General features: G+C 64.3%; 16 protein-coding genes. 8 read left to right on the top strand and 8 right to left on the bottom strand.

The window, feature by feature from the left end; translation table 11 throughout:
- Positions 1-18: 18 nt before the first annotated feature.
- Positions 19-1,122, bottom strand: a complete 1,104-nt coding sequence (locus EN804_RS31900) for a saccharopine dehydrogenase family protein (RefSeq protein ID WP_135922087.1) — start codon at positions 1,120-1,122, stop codon at positions 19-21.
- A gap of 122 nt (positions 1,123-1,244) precedes the next feature.
- Here EN804_RS31900 and EN804_RS31895 point away from each other — a divergent pair, with 122 nt between their 5' ends.
- Positions 1,245-1,673, top strand: coding sequence for an Lrp/AsnC family transcriptional regulator (locus EN804_RS31895; RefSeq protein ID WP_135922086.1), 429 nt, complete (start codon positions 1,245-1,247; stop codon positions 1,671-1,673).
- A gap of 447 nt (positions 1,674-2,120) precedes the next feature.
- Here the strand turns inward: EN804_RS31895 and EN804_RS31890 are convergent, their stop codons facing one another.
- The 3 genes from EN804_RS31890 to EN804_RS31880 form a co-directional block, all read right to left on the bottom strand.
- Positions 2,121-3,491 carry an ATP-binding protein gene (locus EN804_RS31890; RefSeq protein WP_135922085.1) on the bottom strand — a complete coding sequence of 457 codons (1,371 nt, stop codon included), beginning with the start codon at positions 3,489-3,491 and terminating at the stop codon, positions 2,121-2,123.
- Complete coding sequence (locus EN804_RS31885) at positions 3,488-4,171, bottom strand: winged helix-turn-helix domain-containing protein (protein WP_135883964.1); 684 nt, start codon at positions 4,169-4,171, stop codon at positions 3,488-3,490. Before EN804_RS31885 ends, EN804_RS31890 begins: the two co-directional genes overlap by 4 nt.
- Before the next feature lie 107 nt (positions 4,172-4,278).
- Positions 4,279-5,064 carry a hypothetical protein gene (locus EN804_RS31880; RefSeq protein ID WP_135922084.1) on the bottom strand — a complete coding sequence of 262 codons (786 nt, stop codon included), beginning with the start codon at positions 5,062-5,064 and terminating at the stop codon, positions 4,279-4,281.
- A gap of 234 nt (positions 5,065-5,298) precedes the next feature.
- Between EN804_RS31880 and EN804_RS31875 the strand changes: the two genes are divergently transcribed.
- Positions 5,299-5,934, top strand: a complete 636-nt coding sequence (locus EN804_RS31875) for an isoprenylcysteine carboxylmethyltransferase family protein (protein ID WP_135922083.1) — start codon at positions 5,299-5,301, stop codon at positions 5,932-5,934.
- 4 nt (positions 5,935-5,938) lie between these two features.
- Here EN804_RS31875 and EN804_RS31870 read toward each other — a convergent pair whose 3' ends face one another.
- Positions 5,939-6,424: a hypothetical protein gene (locus EN804_RS31870; RefSeq protein ID WP_135922082.1), complete on the bottom strand. Its 486-nt coding sequence runs from the start codon at positions 6,422-6,424 to the stop codon at positions 5,939-5,941.
- Positions 6,425-6,643: 219 nt separating this feature from the next.
- Here EN804_RS31870 and EN804_RS31865 point away from each other — a divergent pair, with 219 nt between their 5' ends.
- Together EN804_RS31865 and EN804_RS31860 are read left to right on the top strand one after the other, a co-directional pair.
- Positions 6,644-7,009, top strand: a complete 366-nt coding sequence (locus EN804_RS31865; RefSeq protein WP_135922081.1) for a RidA family protein — start codon at positions 6,644-6,646, stop codon at positions 7,007-7,009.
- Between the two features lie 30 nt (positions 7,010-7,039).
- Positions 7,040-8,275, top strand: a complete 1,236-nt coding sequence (locus EN804_RS31860; RefSeq protein WP_135922080.1) for an amidohydrolase/deacetylase family metallohydrolase — start codon at positions 7,040-7,042, stop codon at positions 8,273-8,275.
- 53 nt (positions 8,276-8,328) lie between these two features.
- Here the strand turns inward: EN804_RS31860 and EN804_RS31855 are convergent, their stop codons facing one another.
- The 3 genes from EN804_RS31855 to EN804_RS31845 all read right to left on the bottom strand — a co-directional run bounded on the left by EN804_RS31855 (position 8,329) and on the right by EN804_RS31845 (position 11,947).
- Entirely contained in the window at positions 8,329-8,910 is a 582-nt protein-coding gene (locus EN804_RS31855; RefSeq protein WP_135883960.1) for a CatB-related O-acetyltransferase, read from the bottom strand.
- 128 nt (positions 8,911-9,038) lie between these two features.
- Complete coding sequence (locus tag EN804_RS31850; RefSeq protein WP_135922117.1) at positions 9,039-10,835, bottom strand: NAD(P)/FAD-dependent oxidoreductase; 1,797 nt, start codon at positions 10,833-10,835, stop codon at positions 9,039-9,041.
- A 173-nt stretch (positions 10,836-11,008) separates the two neighbouring features.
- Positions 11,009-11,947, bottom strand: a complete 939-nt coding sequence (locus tag EN804_RS31845; protein ID WP_135922079.1) for a MurR/RpiR family transcriptional regulator — start codon at positions 11,945-11,947, stop codon at positions 11,009-11,011.
- A gap of 314 nt (positions 11,948-12,261) precedes the next feature.
- On the opposite strand from EN804_RS31845, the gene EN804_RS31840 reads away from it, so the two are divergent.
- The 4 genes from EN804_RS31840 (at position 12,262) to EN804_RS31825 (ending at position 16,521) form a co-directional block, all read left to right on the top strand.
- Positions 12,262-13,089, top strand: a complete 828-nt coding sequence (locus tag EN804_RS31840) for an ABC transporter ATP-binding protein (protein WP_135867728.1) — start codon at positions 12,262-12,264, stop codon at positions 13,087-13,089.
- On the top strand, positions 13,086-13,928 hold the full coding sequence (locus EN804_RS31835) for an ABC transporter permease (RefSeq protein WP_135922078.1): 843 nt from the start codon (positions 13,086-13,088) through the stop codon (positions 13,926-13,928). The genes EN804_RS31840 and EN804_RS31835 overlap by 4 nt, the downstream gene beginning before the upstream one ends.
- A gap of 66 nt (positions 13,929-13,994) precedes the next feature.
- Positions 13,995-15,158, top strand: a complete 1,164-nt coding sequence (locus EN804_RS31830) for an ABC transporter substrate-binding protein (RefSeq protein WP_135922077.1) — start codon at positions 13,995-13,997, stop codon at positions 15,156-15,158.
- Positions 15,159-15,432: 274 nt separating this feature from the next.
- A complete protein-coding gene (locus EN804_RS31825; protein WP_135922076.1) occupies positions 15,433-16,521 on the top strand; it encodes a Gfo/Idh/MocA family oxidoreductase in 1,089 nt (362 codons plus the stop codon).
- The last annotated feature ends 281 nt before the right edge of the window (positions 16,522-16,802 follow it).

The raw sequence follows: 16,802 nt of genomic DNA, 5'->3' as shown, positions 1-16,802 counted from the left end.
GAGAAAGGCTGGCGCTCTTCACCCCGCCAGCCGGCTTACCATATCGTGCTGGGCATAGGCGCGGCCGAAGCGGTTGGCGAGGAAGGCGTCGAGCGCGATCTCCTCCTGCTTGACGAAGCCTGTCGCCGGCAGCGAGCCGTCAGCCAGCATGTCGAGCACGGCGCAGATTCCGGAAGCCGTGGTGATCTGGATGGCGCTGCGCACCGTCTGGCCGACGCGCCTGGAATAGATCTTGTTGGCGTAGGTCTCCTGCAGCAGACGGCCTTGTCTGCGGCCACTGACGGTGACGAAGACGATGACCACGTCCTGCAGCGTCGCCGGCAAAGCACTTTCGAAAATGTCCTTCAGCACGTCGCGGCGGTGGCGGAGCCCGAGATCGTTGAGCAAAGCCTTCATGATCGCGGCATGGCCGGGATAGCGGATGGTGCGGTAGTTCAGCGTGCGCACCTTGCCCTTCAGCGTTTCGGCCAAGGTGCCGAGCCCACCCGAGGTGTTGAAGGCCTCGTAGGTGACGCCGTCGAGCGAGAACTCCTCGCGCTCTTCCAGCGGCGGCACTTCGACCAGCTCGCCTTCGACGATCGCCTCGCAAGGCTCGCAATATTCGTTGATGACGCCGTCGGTGCTCCAGGTCAGATTGTAGTTCAGCGCGTTGGACGGGTATTGCGGCAGCGCGCCAACGCGCATGCGCACGCTTTCCAGCGTGTCGAAGCGGCTGGCGAGGTCGTTGGCGACGATCGAGATGAAGCCCGGCGCCAGCCCGCATTGCGGGATGAAGGCGCTCTTGGCGGAACGGGCCAGCTCCTTGACGCGCCTGGTCGAGACGACATCCTCGGTGAGGTCGAGATAATGCACGCCGGCGCTGGCCGCCGCCTCGGCGATGCGCGTGGTGAGATGGAAGGGGGCGGCGCTCAGCACCGCGAACTTGCCGGTGAGCGCCGCCTCGAGCGCACCGACCGCCGCGATGTCGAGTTCGAGCGTCTCGACGCCATCGGGCACCTCGGCAGCAGTGAGCTGTGCCGCCGAGCGGTCGACGAGGGTGACCTGGTAGTCGCCCGTTTCAGCAAGCATTTCGGCGATGGTCGAGCCGATCTTGCCGGCCCCGACGATAACGACTTTGTTCATGGTCTAAATTCCCCTGCGATGCGCGTTTGCCGGGATCATCGCTGCTTGCCTGTCGAAAGGAAGCGTGGAATCCTGCAATGTGAACCCTATCTCTAGTCGATTTGCCGAGAGGATTCGTCGAAATGCTCAGTGATGCCGAACAGGCCCTGCTTTCGCTGCTGCGCGCCAACGCGCGCGCCTCGACGGCCGAACTGGCGCGCCAGCTCGGCGTGTCGCGCACGACGGTGCAAAGCCGGATCGAGCGGCTGGAGCACCGCGGCATCATCACGGGCTATGGCGTCAGGCTGTCGCCGGACTATGAGCAGGGGCTGGTCAGGGCGCATGTGCTGCTCACCGTCACGCCCAAGCTCGCCGACAAAGTGGTGCGCGCCCTGCAGGCGCTGCCTCCCGTCAGGACGCTGCACTCGGTCAGTGGCAATTTCGACATGATCGTCATCGTCGACGCGCCGTCGATCCGCGACCTCGACACACTGCTCGACCAGATCGGCGCCATGGACGGGGTCGAGCGGACCGCGTCTTCGATCATCCTGTCGACGCGGATCGACAGGTGAGTACTCAGGACTCGGGCTCCTCGCTCCCGCCAGAGGCGCTAAGCATGCGCACATTTCCAGCGGCTGGTCTTTGGCGATAGCGTGCATGGCAGCTTGGCGCATGCATTGTCCTATGCTGCGCTGGTCGACCCCCACTCCGTCTCGGCTTCGCCGAGCCACTTGCCGGGGCGAGCCACCGGTCTCGCCCGTCCTTCGGACCCCCCGATCGACGGGGGAGAGGAAAGGCGCCAAGCTCCTTGCCGTCAACGCTGTCCAGCAAGGCTCCCCTTCCTTTCCCTCCGGAGGGGGGAAAGGTGGCGCGGCGAAGCCGCGACGGATTGGGGGAACCACGCGGCAATCGAGCTCACGTCGGTCAGTCACGCCAGTCACAGAAGATGTGTTCATAGCGTAGCCAAAGCGGGGGCGAGGAACCCAAGCTGGATTGGCCAGAACCGGCAATTTCATCGGCTAATCCGTCGGCACGGGGAACCCCACCACCAAGGCAAGGCCGGGGTGGCAATCCTCCAGCGTGATGGTCGCGCCATGCAGGTCGGCGATGGCCCTGACCAGGCTGAGGCCGAGGCCGCTGCCCGGCGTCGAGCGGCTGTGGTCCAGCCGGTAGAGCCGCTGAAAGACCTTTTCACGTTCGTCGGCGGGAATGCCCGGGCCGTTGTCGCAGACGCCAGCAAGCACGCGGTCGCCCTGACGCGTCACCGACAGTTTGATGGAGGTGCCGGGCGGGCAATGGCGCAGCGCGTTCTCGACCAGATTGGCGAACATCTGCGTCAACAGTTCCCGGTCGCCATGGACCCGGTCCACCATTTCGTTCAGCTGCGTGGGCGACAGCACCTTCCCGTCATCCTCGGCCACGTCGGTGTAGATCTCGGCAATGGTCTGCAGGATCTCGCCGAGATCGACATCGGTGAAGCGCGCCTTGCGCGCGCCGGCTTCGATCTGCGCGATCCGCAGCAGCGCATCGAAGGTCTCGTTGATCTGATGGCCCTCGGTGCGCGCATCGGCCAGATCGTCGGAAACGTCCTGGCGCCGCGCGGCCTTGTCGGCGGCGCTCTCCAGGATCATCTGCAGCCGGTTGAGCGGCGTCTTCAAATCGTGCGCGATGTCGGCGCTGACCTGCTTCATGCCTTCGACCAGCGCCGACAGGCGATCGAGCGCGGCGTTGACCTGGCTGGAGACGATGTCGATGTCGTCCCCCTTGCCGGTCAGCGGGATGCGGGTATCCAGCCGGCCATGCGAGACGTCGACCATCGTGGCGGCAATGCCGTCGAGACGGCGCTGGACGCGCGAGGCGAGCAGGGCGCCGCCGGTGACGGCCAGGCCGGTGATGATCAGGGTCGCCCAGCCGAAGCTCATCAGCATGATCGTTTCCAGCTCCTCCGTCTCGGAGAGGCTGAAGGCGACGGTCAAGGTGTTGGCGCCGACCGAACCGGAGTAGGCGCGGTATTCGGTCCCAGCGGGCAGGCCAGGCATCTCGGCGCCGAACATCGAGAAGCCGTCGGGAAGCCCGGCCGCGGTGAAGTTGCCGGCCAGGCGGTTACCGGCCGAGTCGGTCAGCGAAAACAGCTGCTCCTTCTTCGGGCTGAGCGTGGCGTGGCTCTCCACGATCTCGACCAGCTCCTTGGGATCGTTGTCGGCATAGGCTGAGGCGATGACGGCATAGGTTTCCTTGATGGTGTCGTCAAGCTGCTCGGCGAGATCGGCGCTCATCATCTGGTAGACGATCGCGCCCGCCAGCACGAAGGCCAGCATGAACAGGAAGGCGAACGTCAGGGCGAGCCGGAACGGCGTGCTGCGCAGCAGGCGGGTCCATGCCTCCGTCATGCGGAAAGCGGCGCGTGCAGACTGTAGCCGGTGTTGCGGATGGTATGGATGAGCTGGGTTTCGAACGGCTTGTCGACCTTGGCCCGCAACCGGCTGATATGGGTTTCGACGACACTGGTCTTGGGATCGAAATGAAAGTCCCAGACGCGCTCCAGAAGCATGGTGCGGGTGATGACGCGGCCCTCGCCGCGCATCAGCACCTCCAGCAGGCTGAACTCCCTCGGCTGCAGGTCGATCGGCTGGCCCTGCCTGACGACGCGCCGCATGATGAGGTCCATCTCCAGGTCGGCAACCTTCAACACCGTCTTCTGCTCCTGCGCCGCCGGCCGCCGGCCGAGCGCATTGATGCGGGCGAGCAGCTCGGAAAAGGCGAAGGGCTTGACCAGATAGTCGTCGCCGCCGGCCTCGAGGCCCTCGACGCGGTCGTCGATGCCGCCGACGGAGGTGAGGAAAATCGCCGGCGTGCGCACGCCCGCGGCGCGGACCGCCTTGACCATCGACAGGCCGTCGAGGCCGGGGATCATGCGGTCGGCGATGATCACGTCGTAGGCGCCGCTGGTCGCCGCGAAAAGCGCGTCATGACCGTCGCGCAGGAGGTCGCAGACATGGCCGGCCTCGGTCAGGCCCCTGACGACGTAATCGGCCGTCCTTTGGTCGTCCTCGACAAGAAGAAGTCGCATCGCTGTTCCGGTTGATTGCCGATGTCGGAGGCAGGCTATCACCGGCACGGGTCGGTTCCTAGGACCGCGGTGAAGCTGGCCGATCCCGCGGCGCTCGCCGCCTGGGTTCAATCCGAGTCCAGCAACATCTCGTCGAGCTCGTCGGCATTCTTCCTGAGCGTCATGTAGAGGACAAGGGCGACGATGCAGCCGAGGAAGGCCAGGCTGGTGAAGATGGTGCCGAAGCCGAGGCCGCCATATTCGACGGGCTGCGACAGCCAATCGCCGAAGGACGCGCCAAGCGGCCGCGTCAGGATGTAGGCGAGCCAGAAGGCCAGGATGCCGTCCAGACGGAGCAGATAGTAGGCGAGAGCGATGAGCGCGATGACGCCGCCGAACAGCAGGCCCGTGGTCAGATAGCCCATGTCGAAGCTCTCGGCGACCAGATCGCCGGCGGCGGTGCCGAGCGAGAAGGTGAAGAGGATCGCCAGCCAGTAGAAGATCTCGCGCCGGGTCGTGAAGATGGTGTGGATCGACAGCGTCCGTTCGGCTGCGTACCAGACCGCGAACGTCGCCGCGAGCACGACGCTGAAAGCAATCGTGGTCGTTTCGAGACGCACGCCGAAAGTGTCGACGAGATTGTCGGTGATCAGCGTGCCGACGACGCTGATCAGCACCACCGCCAGCCAGTAGGCCCAGGGCACGTAGCGCTTCTGCGCGAACTGGACGGCAAGGGCGACGATCAGGACGCCGGTCATGATCAGCGAGGTGACGGTCAGCCCAAGACCGAGGTTGACGGCGAGATAGTCGGCCGCCGTCTCGCCCATGGTGACGGCCATCAGCTTGATCAGCCAGAAATCGAGAGTGACGTCGGGAACCCTGTTTTGGTTTGGTGCGGTGGGAAGCGCGAGCATGGCAGATATCCCGATGTCGATGGTTGCGGTGGCGATCCGGCATCCGGACAATAGGCAAGCGGCTTCACCCCAGCCTGTCCGCTGGCATACAAATTCGTAAGGATCGCTGTCGTTGACGCAAAAGGCCTTTACGAAAGCCTCGCGGTGCGCTGATAGAGGGCGAGCGCCTTGTATCCGCCATCAATGGCGTGCCCCAGTGGCCGGGCTCGCACGGAGCGCCCCAGGAAAACCCGAATGACCTACGCCTCCCTCAAGCCGGTTTCGAAGGCTTTCGATCAGCGCAAGCGGCTGATTTTCATCCGCATCGCGGCGGCGCTGGCGGTGCTGCTCCTGTTCCTGACCAAACCGGCGCTCAGCGAAGGCTCGGATGGGCACGAAACGCTCGAACTGGTCGGCTTCTGCCTGGTGCTGATCTGCGTCGCCGGCCGGCTGTGGAGCATCCTCTATGTCGGCGGCAAGAAGAATGAGGAGCTGGTTTCGACGGGACCGTTCTCGATGAGCCAGAACCCGCTCTACTTCTTCTCGACGGTCGGCGCGGTCGGCATCGGCCTGCTCTACGGCTCGCTGGTGGCCGCCGCCGCCCTTGGCGTTGCCAGCTTCCTCATCTTCCGCGTCACGGCGCGCAAGGAAGCCGAATATCTCCTGGGCAAGTTCGGCGCGGCCTATACAGCCTATATCAAGGCGACGCCCCGGTTCTGGCCGAACCCGCTGCTCTACCGCGACAATGACGAGCTGCAGTTCTCGACGCGCGCGCTGCGGCGCACCTTCTTTGACGGACTCTATTTCCTCGCCATCTTCCCGGCCATCGAGCTTATCGAGTATTTGCGGGAGACCGGCGTGATGTTCCCGGCCTTCGTCACGCTTTACTGAGCGCCTAGCCGCCCAGCGGATAGGGCATGTAGCCGACGAAGCCTGATATCTTCCAGTTCGCCCCGACCTTCCGGCAAAAATACAGCGTCTGCCATTTCAGCCGGTCGACGCTGCCATCCGCCTTGGCGACGCTGCCGTCGAACTTCTTGTGCAGCACGGCGCGGTCGCCGTCGACATCGATGTCGCGCAGATTGGTGACGCGAAACAGCGCCTCGCGCAGCGGCTCGGCGAATTTGGTCGCCGCCGTCTCCTTGGCCTGGCGCAGCCACTCGTCGCGATAGATTTCCAGCCTGGGGAATTGCAGCCGCCAGGCATCGGCGTTGGCCAGGAAATGCGCGTGCATGCCAAAGAAGCTCTCGGCGACGAAGTCCTTCTCGACCATGGACCAGTCCTGGCCGATGAAGGCGTCGATGTCGCGCCGCACCAGCATCTCCCACAGCGCGTGGCGGTCGGCGTCGCCTGAAGGAAACGGGTTCTTGTCGAAGGTCATTGTCGGGGTCTCCGTCTCGCAAGGGCGTCTGTCCGTCGTGGCGTCGAGCCCGTCCGGCAAGCGCGTACGATGCAAGCGCTTCTGTAATAAAGCAACACGGATTTCGAAGAATGTTGCTTTCCAACAAGGCCCCTATCGGGATCGCCCCGATCGCGGTAAATCTCCCCCCAAAGCGGGCGCCGCCTCGGTGCCTCGCCGCGTCATCGGAGGAGCCATCCCGTGCCCAAGCAGACTTTTGGAACGTCCCACGTGCCGCTGTCGCCCGCCGTGCGGGCCGGCGATTTCGTCTTTATCTCGGGCCAGGTTCCGGTCGGCGGCGACGGCATCGTGGTCAAGGGTGGCATCACGGAACAGACCGAGCAGGTGCTCGCCAACGTCAAGGCCGCGCTGGCGCTGGCCGGCTGCACGATGGACGACGTGGTCAAGACCACTGTCTGGCTGGAAGACGCGCGCGACTTCGGCTCCTTCAACGCGGTCTATGCCAGGCATTTTCCCAAAAATCCGCCGGCGCGCACGACGGTCGAATCGCGGCTGATGATCGACATCAAGATCGAGGTCGAGGCCGTCGCGTACAGGCCGGCCTGAAAGACGAAGTAACAAGGCGGAGGCATCTCCATGCAATTCGACCTCCTGCTGAAGGGCGGACGGCTGATCGATCCGGCGTCCGGCATCGACGCGCCGCGCGATGTCGCTATCGCCAATGGCCTTGTCGCCGCGGTCGACGCCGACATCCCCGTGACCAGCGCCGCGCAGGTGGTCGATGCGACCGGTTGCATCGTCGCGCCCGGCCTCGTCGACCTGCACAGCCACGTCTATTGGGGCGGCACCTCGCTCGGCGTCGATGCCGATCGGCTCGCAGCGAAAAGCGGAACCACCACCTTCATCGATGCCGGCAGCGCCGGTGCGGGCAATTTTCTCGGCTTCCGCCGCCATGTCATGGAGCGCTCGAAGGTGCGCATCCTGGCCTATGTCAACGTTTCCTTTGCCGGCATTTTCGGCTTCTCGCAGACGGTGTCGGTCGGCGAATGCAGCGATCTCCGGCTTTGCGAGCCGCGCGAGGTGGTGGCCGCGGCGCGCGAGCACGCCGACGTCGTGGTCGGCGTCAAGGTCCGCTCCGGCAAGCATGCAGGCGGCACCAGCGGCATCGCGCCGGTGGATCTGGCGCTGGACGCCGCCGACAAAGCCGGACTGCCGCTGATGGCGCATATAGACGAGCCGCCGCCCGGCCGCTCCGAAGTGCTGCCGCGCCTGCGCCGGGGCGACATCCTCACCCATTGCTTCCGGCCGTTTCCCAACGCGCCGGTCTTCGCTTCCGGCATGGTGCGGCCCGACATGCGGCTGGCGCGCGAGCGCGGCGTCATCTTCGATCTCGGCCACGGCATGGGCTCGTTCGACTTCGACGTCGCGCGCGCGATGCTGGCCGAAGGGCTGGCGCCCGACGTCATTTCGAGCGACGTGCATCTCTACTGCGTCGACGGGCCGGCCTTCGACATTCTGGTCTGCATGTCGAAGCTGATGGCGCTCGGCATGCCGGTGGCCGAGGTCTTGCGCGCGGCGACGCAAGCGCCGGCGCGGGCGATCGCCCGGCCGGACCTCGGCACGCTGGCGGTCGGTACCGTCGGCGACGTCGCCGTGCTGCGGCAGCGCCCAGGCCGCTTCACCTTCGTCGATGCGGTTGGCGCCTCGCTCACCGCCGATCAGCGGCTGGTCTGCGAAGGCATCGTCATCGGCGGCACCTGGTGGCCGAACGAAGCGGCGAACGACCTTGGGGAGACCGAGCGTTTCGAAGCGCATGAGCGACATACGCATGTCGAGGTGGCGGCGCGGCACTTTGGGCACCGGCATGAGTGAGGCCTGCCTGCGGGGTTAGGGCTCAGTCAGCGGTCCTCTGACTGCCGAGGCAGTCATGCCGGGCCCAGCGCGTTCAGGAAGCTCAAGGCACCCATCGTCGTCAAAAGCTCGATCCGCGTGCGGATCAGATCATCGCTCCAGTCCCACCATTTCAACGACTGCAGGCGATCGATGACATCGGGCGCGAACCGATACCGCAGGATACGAGCTGGATTGCCGACCGCGATGGCGTAGGGCGGAATCCCTCCCGTGACGATGGCGCCGGCACCTATGACAGCACCATTGCCGATGGTGACGCCGCTGAGGATGATGGCGCGAGCACCGATCCAGACATCATGGCCGACTGTGATCGGCCCTTTGCCGACGGTTCCGTGTCCGTTGTGGATCTTTCCGCCCGCAAATTCGATCGGATAGGTGGTTGCGGTGTCGGTGCGGTGTTCCGCCGCGCAGATAAACAGAACATCCGGACCAACCGAGCAGAACGACCCTATCCGCACCGGCACGTCTTTATGCGGAACGAAGAACGATTTCTTGCTGAGACCGTAGGTGTGACGCCCGATCTCGACACCTGGCAGCGGCGGCAACGGATCCTTCTTCAGCCCCAGCTTTATGCGAAGTCCTCTCAGCAGTCCCATCGGCCTTCCTCCGCGTGTCGCCGGACATTATAGCGGGAATCCTGTCTGCAGCTAAAAACTTCGCAGGTGGCTTCGATCCTTGGCTGGTCGGTGGCGCTCGCGGCAATCTGCGGGCGCGATCAAAACCGTCAAACCTGATGTGAGGAATTGCTCGGCGGCCCATAAACCGGCGTATCGATCCCCTCCATCCTCGCTTTGATCTGCAGCGCGACATATTTCGAATAAAACCGTGACAGGGCCAGATTGCCGCCGTGGAACCATAGGGCTTCCTGTGCGGTCGGTTTCCACATGTTGCGCAATTCGCCTTGCCAGGGGCCGGGGTCGCCCTTGACGCCGGAGCCGAGCCCCCAGCACGGGCCGACCTTGTCGGCGACTTCGCGCGAGACAAGCGCCGCCACATTCTCGTTCATCGACTGGTAGCCGGTGCAGGCGACGATGGCGTCGGCCTCGAGCTCGCTGCCGTCCTCGAACAGGATGCCTTTCGGCGTCAGTGATTTGATGGCGACGCCGCTGCGGATGCCGACCTTGCCGTCGATGATCAGGTCCGAGGCGCCGACATCGATGTAATAGCCCGAGCCGGTGCGGTAGGCCTTCATCAGCAGGCCGGTTTCGTCGTCGCCGAAATCCAGCGCGAAGCCGGAGGCGGCGAGACGCTCATAGAAGGCCGCGTCGCGCGCGCGGATGACGTCGTAGAGCGCGCGCTGGCCCTTGGGCACCAGCGCGAATGGCGTCGAGGCGACGATCATGTCGGCCTTTTCGGTGGTGATGCCGCGCGCCAGCGCATCCTCGGAGAAGATTTCGAAGCCGACCTGCATCAGCGTGTCCGACTTGACCACGGTGGTCGGCGAGCGCTGGATCATGGTGACGTCGGCGCCGCTCTCCCAGAGATCGACGCAGACGTCGTGCCCGGAGCTGGCCGCGCCGATGACGGCGACCTTTTTGCCGCGGAATTTCTCGCCGCTGGCATACTGGCTGGAATGCAGCAACTCGCCCTTGAATTGGTCCGCGCCGGGCAGCTCGATCTTGCGCGGCGGACCGTAGGCGCCGGTGGCAAAGACGATGTGCTTCGGCTTCAGCGTGATCTGACGACCGACACGATCGACCACCACGGTCCATTCTTTCTCCGCCTCGTCGTAACTGGCGCTGAGGCACCTGGTGGCGACCCAGTAATTCAGCTCCATGACGCGCGTGTACATCTCCAGCCAGTCGCCCATCTTGTCCTTGGGCGTGAAGACGGGCCAGTTGTCGGGGAACGGGATGTAGGGCAGATGGTCGTACCAGACCGGGTCGTGCAGCACGAGGGTGCGATAGCGGTTGCGCCAGGAATCGCCCGGCCTTGCGTTCTTCTCGATGACGATGGTGGGCACGCCGAGCTGACGCAGCCGTGCGCCGAGCATGATACCGCCTTGGCCGCCGCCGATGACCAGGCAATAGGGCTGCTCCGAGACGCCGAGCTCGCGCGTCTCGCGTGCCCGCGCCTCCGACCAGGTCTCGCGTTCGGGATCGGCCTTGTGGCGCACGCCGAGCGGCCGCGTCGGTCCCTTGCGCTCCTCGAACCCCGTGAGGTCGGTCATCGCCGTGAACAGGGTGCGGCAGCGCCCATCGCGCAGACGCATGATGCCTTGTCCCGTGGCCACCGCCGTTTCGAAGGTGAACCAGGCCTCGATGGTGCCTTCATCCGAGGTCGCTTCGCCGGTGATCCGCCAGCCGGTTGGCCTGGTCGTCGCCAAAGTCGACTTCAGCATGCCGGCGATGGCCGCGCGGCCTTCCATGGTGGTGACGTTCCACGTGAAGGTCAGCAGGTCGCGCCAGTAGCAATCGTCGACGAACAGGTTGCTTGCGGCGGTCACATCGCCGGCTGCGAGCGCCTGCGCCAGGGATGCGAGCCATGCGGCTGCCTGTTTCGTCGGTGCCATTTCGAGCATGTCTTCCCTCTTTCTTCTTCCTTCTCCCCTTGTGGGAGAAGGTGGATCGGCGCGCAGCGCCGAGACGGATGAGGGGTGCGCCACGGGGTGCCGTCGGTGCCAAGCTGGAACACCCCTCATCCGTCGCCTTCGGCGACACCTTCTCCCACAAGGGGAGAAGGAAGAACGCCTCATCAATCTCCGAGCGGCTCCATTTCCTTGCCCGTGCGGTGGATCTGGGCGTTGTATTTGATGCGGCGGACCGTCTCGCGGGCCGAGCCGTCGAGTTTGTAGGCCGATGCGACCGCCAAAAGGTCGATCATTGCCAGGAAGGCATAGCGCGAGGCGGTCGGCTTCAGCGTGTCGGGATATTCGGGCACGGCGACCGTCAGCCTGACGTCGCAGGCACGGGCGAGCTCGGTGTCGGGCGCAGTCACGGCGATCGCGTTGGCACGGTAGTGTTTGGCCAGTTCGACGGCCTCGATCACTTCGCGGGTTCGCCCGGTCGCGGAGATGGCGATCACCAGGTCGCTGGGCTTCAGCGTCGAGGCGGTCATGCGCATCAGGTAGGGGTCGCATTGGGCGCTGATCGAGATGCCATAGCGAAACAGCCGGTACTGCGTCTCCTGCGCCAGCGCCGAAGAGCTGCCGCCGAGCCCGAACACGGTGACCTGGCGGGCCCGGGCGATCAGCTCGGCCGCCTTTTCCAGCTCACCCGGATCGAGCTGCCGCTCGGCCTCCTGCAGTGCCCGCCGCGCTTCGCCGAACACGGCGTTCCAGAACGACATGCCGGTGTCGCCCTCCCTGGCCGGCGAGGTGTCCAGATAGAGCGCGCCGACGACGAGGCTCTGTGCCAGCTTCAGCTTGAAGTCGCGCACGCCCTCGCAGCCGATGGCGCGGCAGAAACGTGTCACCGTCGGCTCGCTGACGCCGGCGCGCTGGGCCAGCGCCGCGTTGGAGGCGTCGACCGCGTATTTGACATTTTCGAGCACGACATCGGCGACGCGGCGTTCGGCCGGGCGCAATTCCGCGTAGGAATCCTTGACGAGCGAGATGATGTCGGGAATGCGCCGGACGGGCTCGCCCCCGGCTCCTTCTTCGTCCACGATCGGATGGCTGGCAGCTTCGGTCATGAAGGCGGTGTTCCCTAGCCCGTTTTCGACCTGACCTCTTAACATGTTTGCACGCCGTCGTTCCATGCGCCCGGCACTGTTGCAGCCGATCCGTGCCGCAAGGACGGCGCCGTGTGCGCCTATCTAACTATGTAGGAAAGCAACAAGGATTTCAAGGCAAAGAAAACGTGGCAAAAACAATCGGATAACTTGCATCTACGATTTTGATGATACGCTTACCACCACCGGCGCTTGACAGCAAAGTAGGATAGTTACACACTGATTTCTGGCAGTCTGATGACCTATTGGATCATCACGCAATCTCCGAGGGGCGGATGAACGCGGGCGAAGCAACAACGCCGAAGCTTGGCGTGCAGGCAGCGACCAAGATCTATCACACGGCGTCCGGCGACCTCCTGGCGCTGGACCGCTGCAGCCTCGACGTCAGGGCCAATGAAATCGTCTCGATCGTCGGCCCGTCGGGTTGCGGCAAGACCACCCTTCTGTGGTCGATGTCGGGCCTGCACAGCCTGACCAGCGGCGAGATCCGGCTCGATGGCAAGGCGATCACCGGGCCACATCCCGATATCGGCATCGTCTTCCAGGAAGCCAACCTTCTGCCGTGGCGCAATCTCGACGCCAACATCCGCTTTCCCTTCGAGATCAAGGGCGAAAAACCCGACCGCGCCTGGATCGCGCACCTCCTGAACCGCGTCGGCCTCGATGGTTTCGGCGGCAAGTTCCCGCGCGAGCTTTCGGGCGGCATGCAGCAGCGCGCGGCGATCGTGCGGGCGCTGGCACTGAAGCCTTCGGTGCTGCTGATGGACGAGCCGTTCGGCGCGCTCGACAGTTTTACCCGCGAGGAGATGAACCGGCTGGTCGAGGAGATCTGGCTCGACACCAAGACCACCATCGTCTTCATCACCCACTCGATCGAGGAAGCGATTTTTCTCTCCGACCGCGTGGTCGTGCTGAGCGCGCGGCCGGGCAAAGTCGCCAAGGAATATCGCGTGCCGTTCGCGCGGCCGCGTTCGCTGGAGATCATGGCGACGAAGGAGGTTTTCGACCTCACCAACCGGATCAAGATGGACATTGTCGGTGAGCGCACCAGGCCGAAGGCGCCGGAACGCCCGAGCGCCGAGATCGTGAGGATCAGGCCGTGATCGCCGCCATCCCGGAATTCTCCAAGGCCAAGTCGGGTGATGGACAGGACGTCAGCCTGACCAACCTCTCGGCCTTCGCCAGCGGCCCCGGCATCAAGTCCGGGAAAGAGGTGGCGGCTATCGTCGCCGTCGCCGTCTTCATCATCGGCGGCATCGAACTGGCGCTGCGGCTGTTTCATGTGCCGCTCTACATCATGCCGCCGCCGAGTTCGATCGCCTATGCGCTGTTCGACGAGTTTCCGCTGATCGCGCCGCATCTCGGCTACACGCTGGTCGAGCTGGTGTCCGGCTTTGCCATCGGCGCGGTGATCGGGCTGGTGCTGGCCGCCGTCATCACCCAGTTCCCCTTCGCGGAAAAGATCGTCGCGCCCTACATATTGCTGCTGGTCACCACGCCGATGCTGGCGCTGGTGCCGCTTTTGATCCTGCGCTTCGGCTTTGGCTACACGCCGCGCATCATCGCGGTGGCGCTGGCCGCCGGGCCGATGGTGATGATCAACGCCGCCACCGGCTTTCGCCGCGTCGACAGCGCCAAGATCGCGCTGGCACGGTCCTACGGCGCCAGCACCTTGCAGATCTTCTGGAAGATCCGCGCGCCGATGGCGCTGCCGATGATCCTGGTCGGGCTGATGATCGGCGCCATCTTCGGCCTGCTCACCGCGGTCGGCGCCGAGATGGTGGGCGGCGGCTTCGGCCTCGGCAACCGGCTCACCACCTATTCGTCGATGATCCAGATGCCACAATTCTTCGCCGTGGTGCTGATCCTGTCGATGCTCGGCATTCTGATCTACGTGCTGTTCTTCCTCATCGGCAAGAAATGGGCGAGCTGGGAGGCTTGAGCAGAGGGCAATGACCGCGCCCCGGAGGAGGGCGCCTGACCAACATCAAACAAAAAGGGGAATGCCATGACCAACGACAATTTCATCCACCAGGCGGGAATGAGCCGCCGTACCTTCCTGCAGGTCACCGGCGCCGGGTTGGTGACGGCAACCGCGCTCGGCGCGTCGGGCCTCGAGGCCAAGGCCGAGGCCTATGGAAAATTCACCTGGATCTCGCCGCGCGGCACGCTCGAAGTGCTCGACGACTATCCCTACTGGGCGGCCAAGAAGGCCGGCTATTTCGATGGGCTCGACACCGACATGCAGCCGGGACCGTCCGACGGCACGGCAACGGTGAAGTTCGTCGATGTCGGCCAGGCCGACATGGGCTTTCCCTCGCCCGGCGTGTTCTCCTTCGCCATCCAGAACGGCATGAAGCTGAAGTCGGTGTTCCACATGGGCGCGCGCGACACGTTCTCCATCGCCTTCCGCAAGGGCGAGGGCTCGAACGACCTGAAGAAGCTCGAAGGCAAGACCATCCTGCTCGGTTCCGCCGCCTGGCAGTCGATCACCGATCCGCTGCTGGCCGCGCAAGGCGTCGACATCAAGAAGGTCAAATATGTCGAGGCCGGTTGGCCGACCTGGGGCACCGCGCTTGCCGGCGGCCAGGGCGACGCGGCGCTGTCATGGGAAGGCTTGCGCGCAGAATGGATCGCCAAGGGTCTCGACTTCGAATACTGGCTCGGCGTGAAGAACTCCAAGCTGCCCGCCAACACCTTCGTCGTGCGCGCCGCCGACCTCGCCGATCCCGACAAGAAGGCGTTCCTGGAAAAGTACCTGCGCGGCTGGGCGATGGGCCTGGAGTTCGGGTATCAAAATCCGCGCGCGGCGGTCGAGGCGGTGTTCGAGCAGTTCCCGACGCTGGCCAAGAATCTCGGGCCGGAACTCGGCACCACCTCGATCCTGCAGCAGATCAACGTCTTCCGTGGCGACATGGACAAGCGCGGCGGCTGGGGCTCGCACGACATGGCGAGCTGGCAGGGCTTCTTCGACGAGATCCACAAGATCGGCCAGATCACCAATCCGGTGAAGGCCGAGGATGTCTGCACCAACGACCTGATCCCGGCCGCTAACGACTTCGACAAGGCCAAGGTCAAGGCTGATGCCGACGGCGTCAAACTGTCGGAAGGCTTCGCCGCGCTCGATGTCGAGAAGATCAAGGCGCATCTGTTCGATTCGGCGGTGAAGTAGGGTGCCAATTTTCGAGGCCAGCGCCGCCCCTCATCCGCCTACCGGCACCTTCTCCCCGTATAGTGACGGGGAGAAGGGAAGCGCTCCAACGCTGGCGATTGGCGAAAATCGGTGATGACAGCGTCTTTCTCCCCGTCACTATACGGGGAGAAATGCCCGGCAGGGCAATGAGGGGCTGCGCAAACCTAAGATGATTGCCCGGGCAAGCGATCAACACGTGCGGCAACTGAGCCCCTCGCACATGGTTTTAATGATTAAGGAACGGGAGGCAGTAGTGGCCGACAAGGTAAAAGTGCTGGTGGTGGGTCTCGGCAATATGGGTGCGTCGCACGCCAGCGCCTATCACCGCTCCGAGGGTTTTCAGATCGTCGGCATCATGAGCCGCTCGATCAAGAGCAACACCAAGATCCCGTCCGAACTTGCCGGCTATCCGCTCTACGAAGATTTCGACGTGGCGCTGAAGGAGACCAAGCCGGACGCCGTCTCGATCAACAGCTGGCCCAACACGCATGCCGAATACGCGCTGAAGGCGATCGCGGCCAACTGCCATGTGTTCATGGAAAAGCCGCTCGCGACCAACATCCAGGATGCCGAGAAGGTGGTGGCCGCCGCGCGGGCGAAAAACCGCAAGCTGGTGCTCGGCTATATCCTGCGCGTCCATCCCTCATGGATCAAATTCATCGAGGTCGGCAAAACGTTGGGAAAGCCGCTGGTGATGCGCCTCAACCTCAACCAGCAGAGCAGCGGCAGCGCGTGGCACTGGCACAAGAACCTGATCGATTCGCTGATCCCGATCGTCGATTGCGGCGTGCATTATGTCGACGTCATGTGCCAGCTGACCGGCGCGAAGCCGGTCCGCGTGCACGGCATCGGCGCCAAATTGTGGGCAGAGGCCGACAAGCAGAATTACGGCCACCTGCACGTCACCTTCGACGACGGCTCGGTCGGCTGGTACGAGGCCGGCTGGGGGCCGATGATGAGCGAGACGGCCTATTTCGTGAAGGACGTCGTCGGGCCGAAGGGTGCGGTGTCGATCGTCGCCGGACAAGCCGCCAGCACCGCTTCCGACGCTGAAGTGTCGAACTCCGCTGACATCGATCGCCACACCAAGACCGATGCGCTCAAGATCCACTATGCCGCGGTCGACGGCGACAAGAACTTCAAGAAACCGGACGAGATCGTCAGCATGGAGGACGAGCCCGGCCATCAGGAATTGTGCGACCGCGAGCAGGCCTTCTTCCTGCGCGCCATCCGCGAGGACCTCGATCTGACCGAGCAGATGGACGCGGCGGTCAACAGCCTGCGCATCGTGCTCGCGGCCGAACAGAGCATCGAGCTGGGGCGGACGGTGGAACTGGGCTGATGCGGTGCTGCGACACCACAGCGTCCGTGAGAGCACCGGCAAAGAGAGGATAATCGCTTCAAGTATGCGCCGCCCCTCATCCGCCTGCCGGCACCTTCTCCCCGTATAGTGACGGGGAGAAGGGAGATGTGTCCGAACCGGATAGATAGGTAACAGAATGGACCGATAGCATGGGTGACAGTTTTCTTGTCCGCCGGGAGGACCGGCGATGGTTTGGCGAGAAACTGGGATCATGGACGAGCGGCTACGGTTTGTTGTGGATTGCCTTTCGGGTGAAGAGA

It is taken from the genome of Mesorhizobium sp. M8A.F.Ca.ET.161.01.1.1 (assembly GCF_004792105.1).
GTDB lineage: Bacteria > Pseudomonadota > Alphaproteobacteria > Rhizobiales > Rhizobiaceae > Mesorhizobium.
The sequence above is the reverse complement of the archived record's forward strand: the minus strand, read 5'-3'. Positions and strand labels throughout refer to the sequence as shown.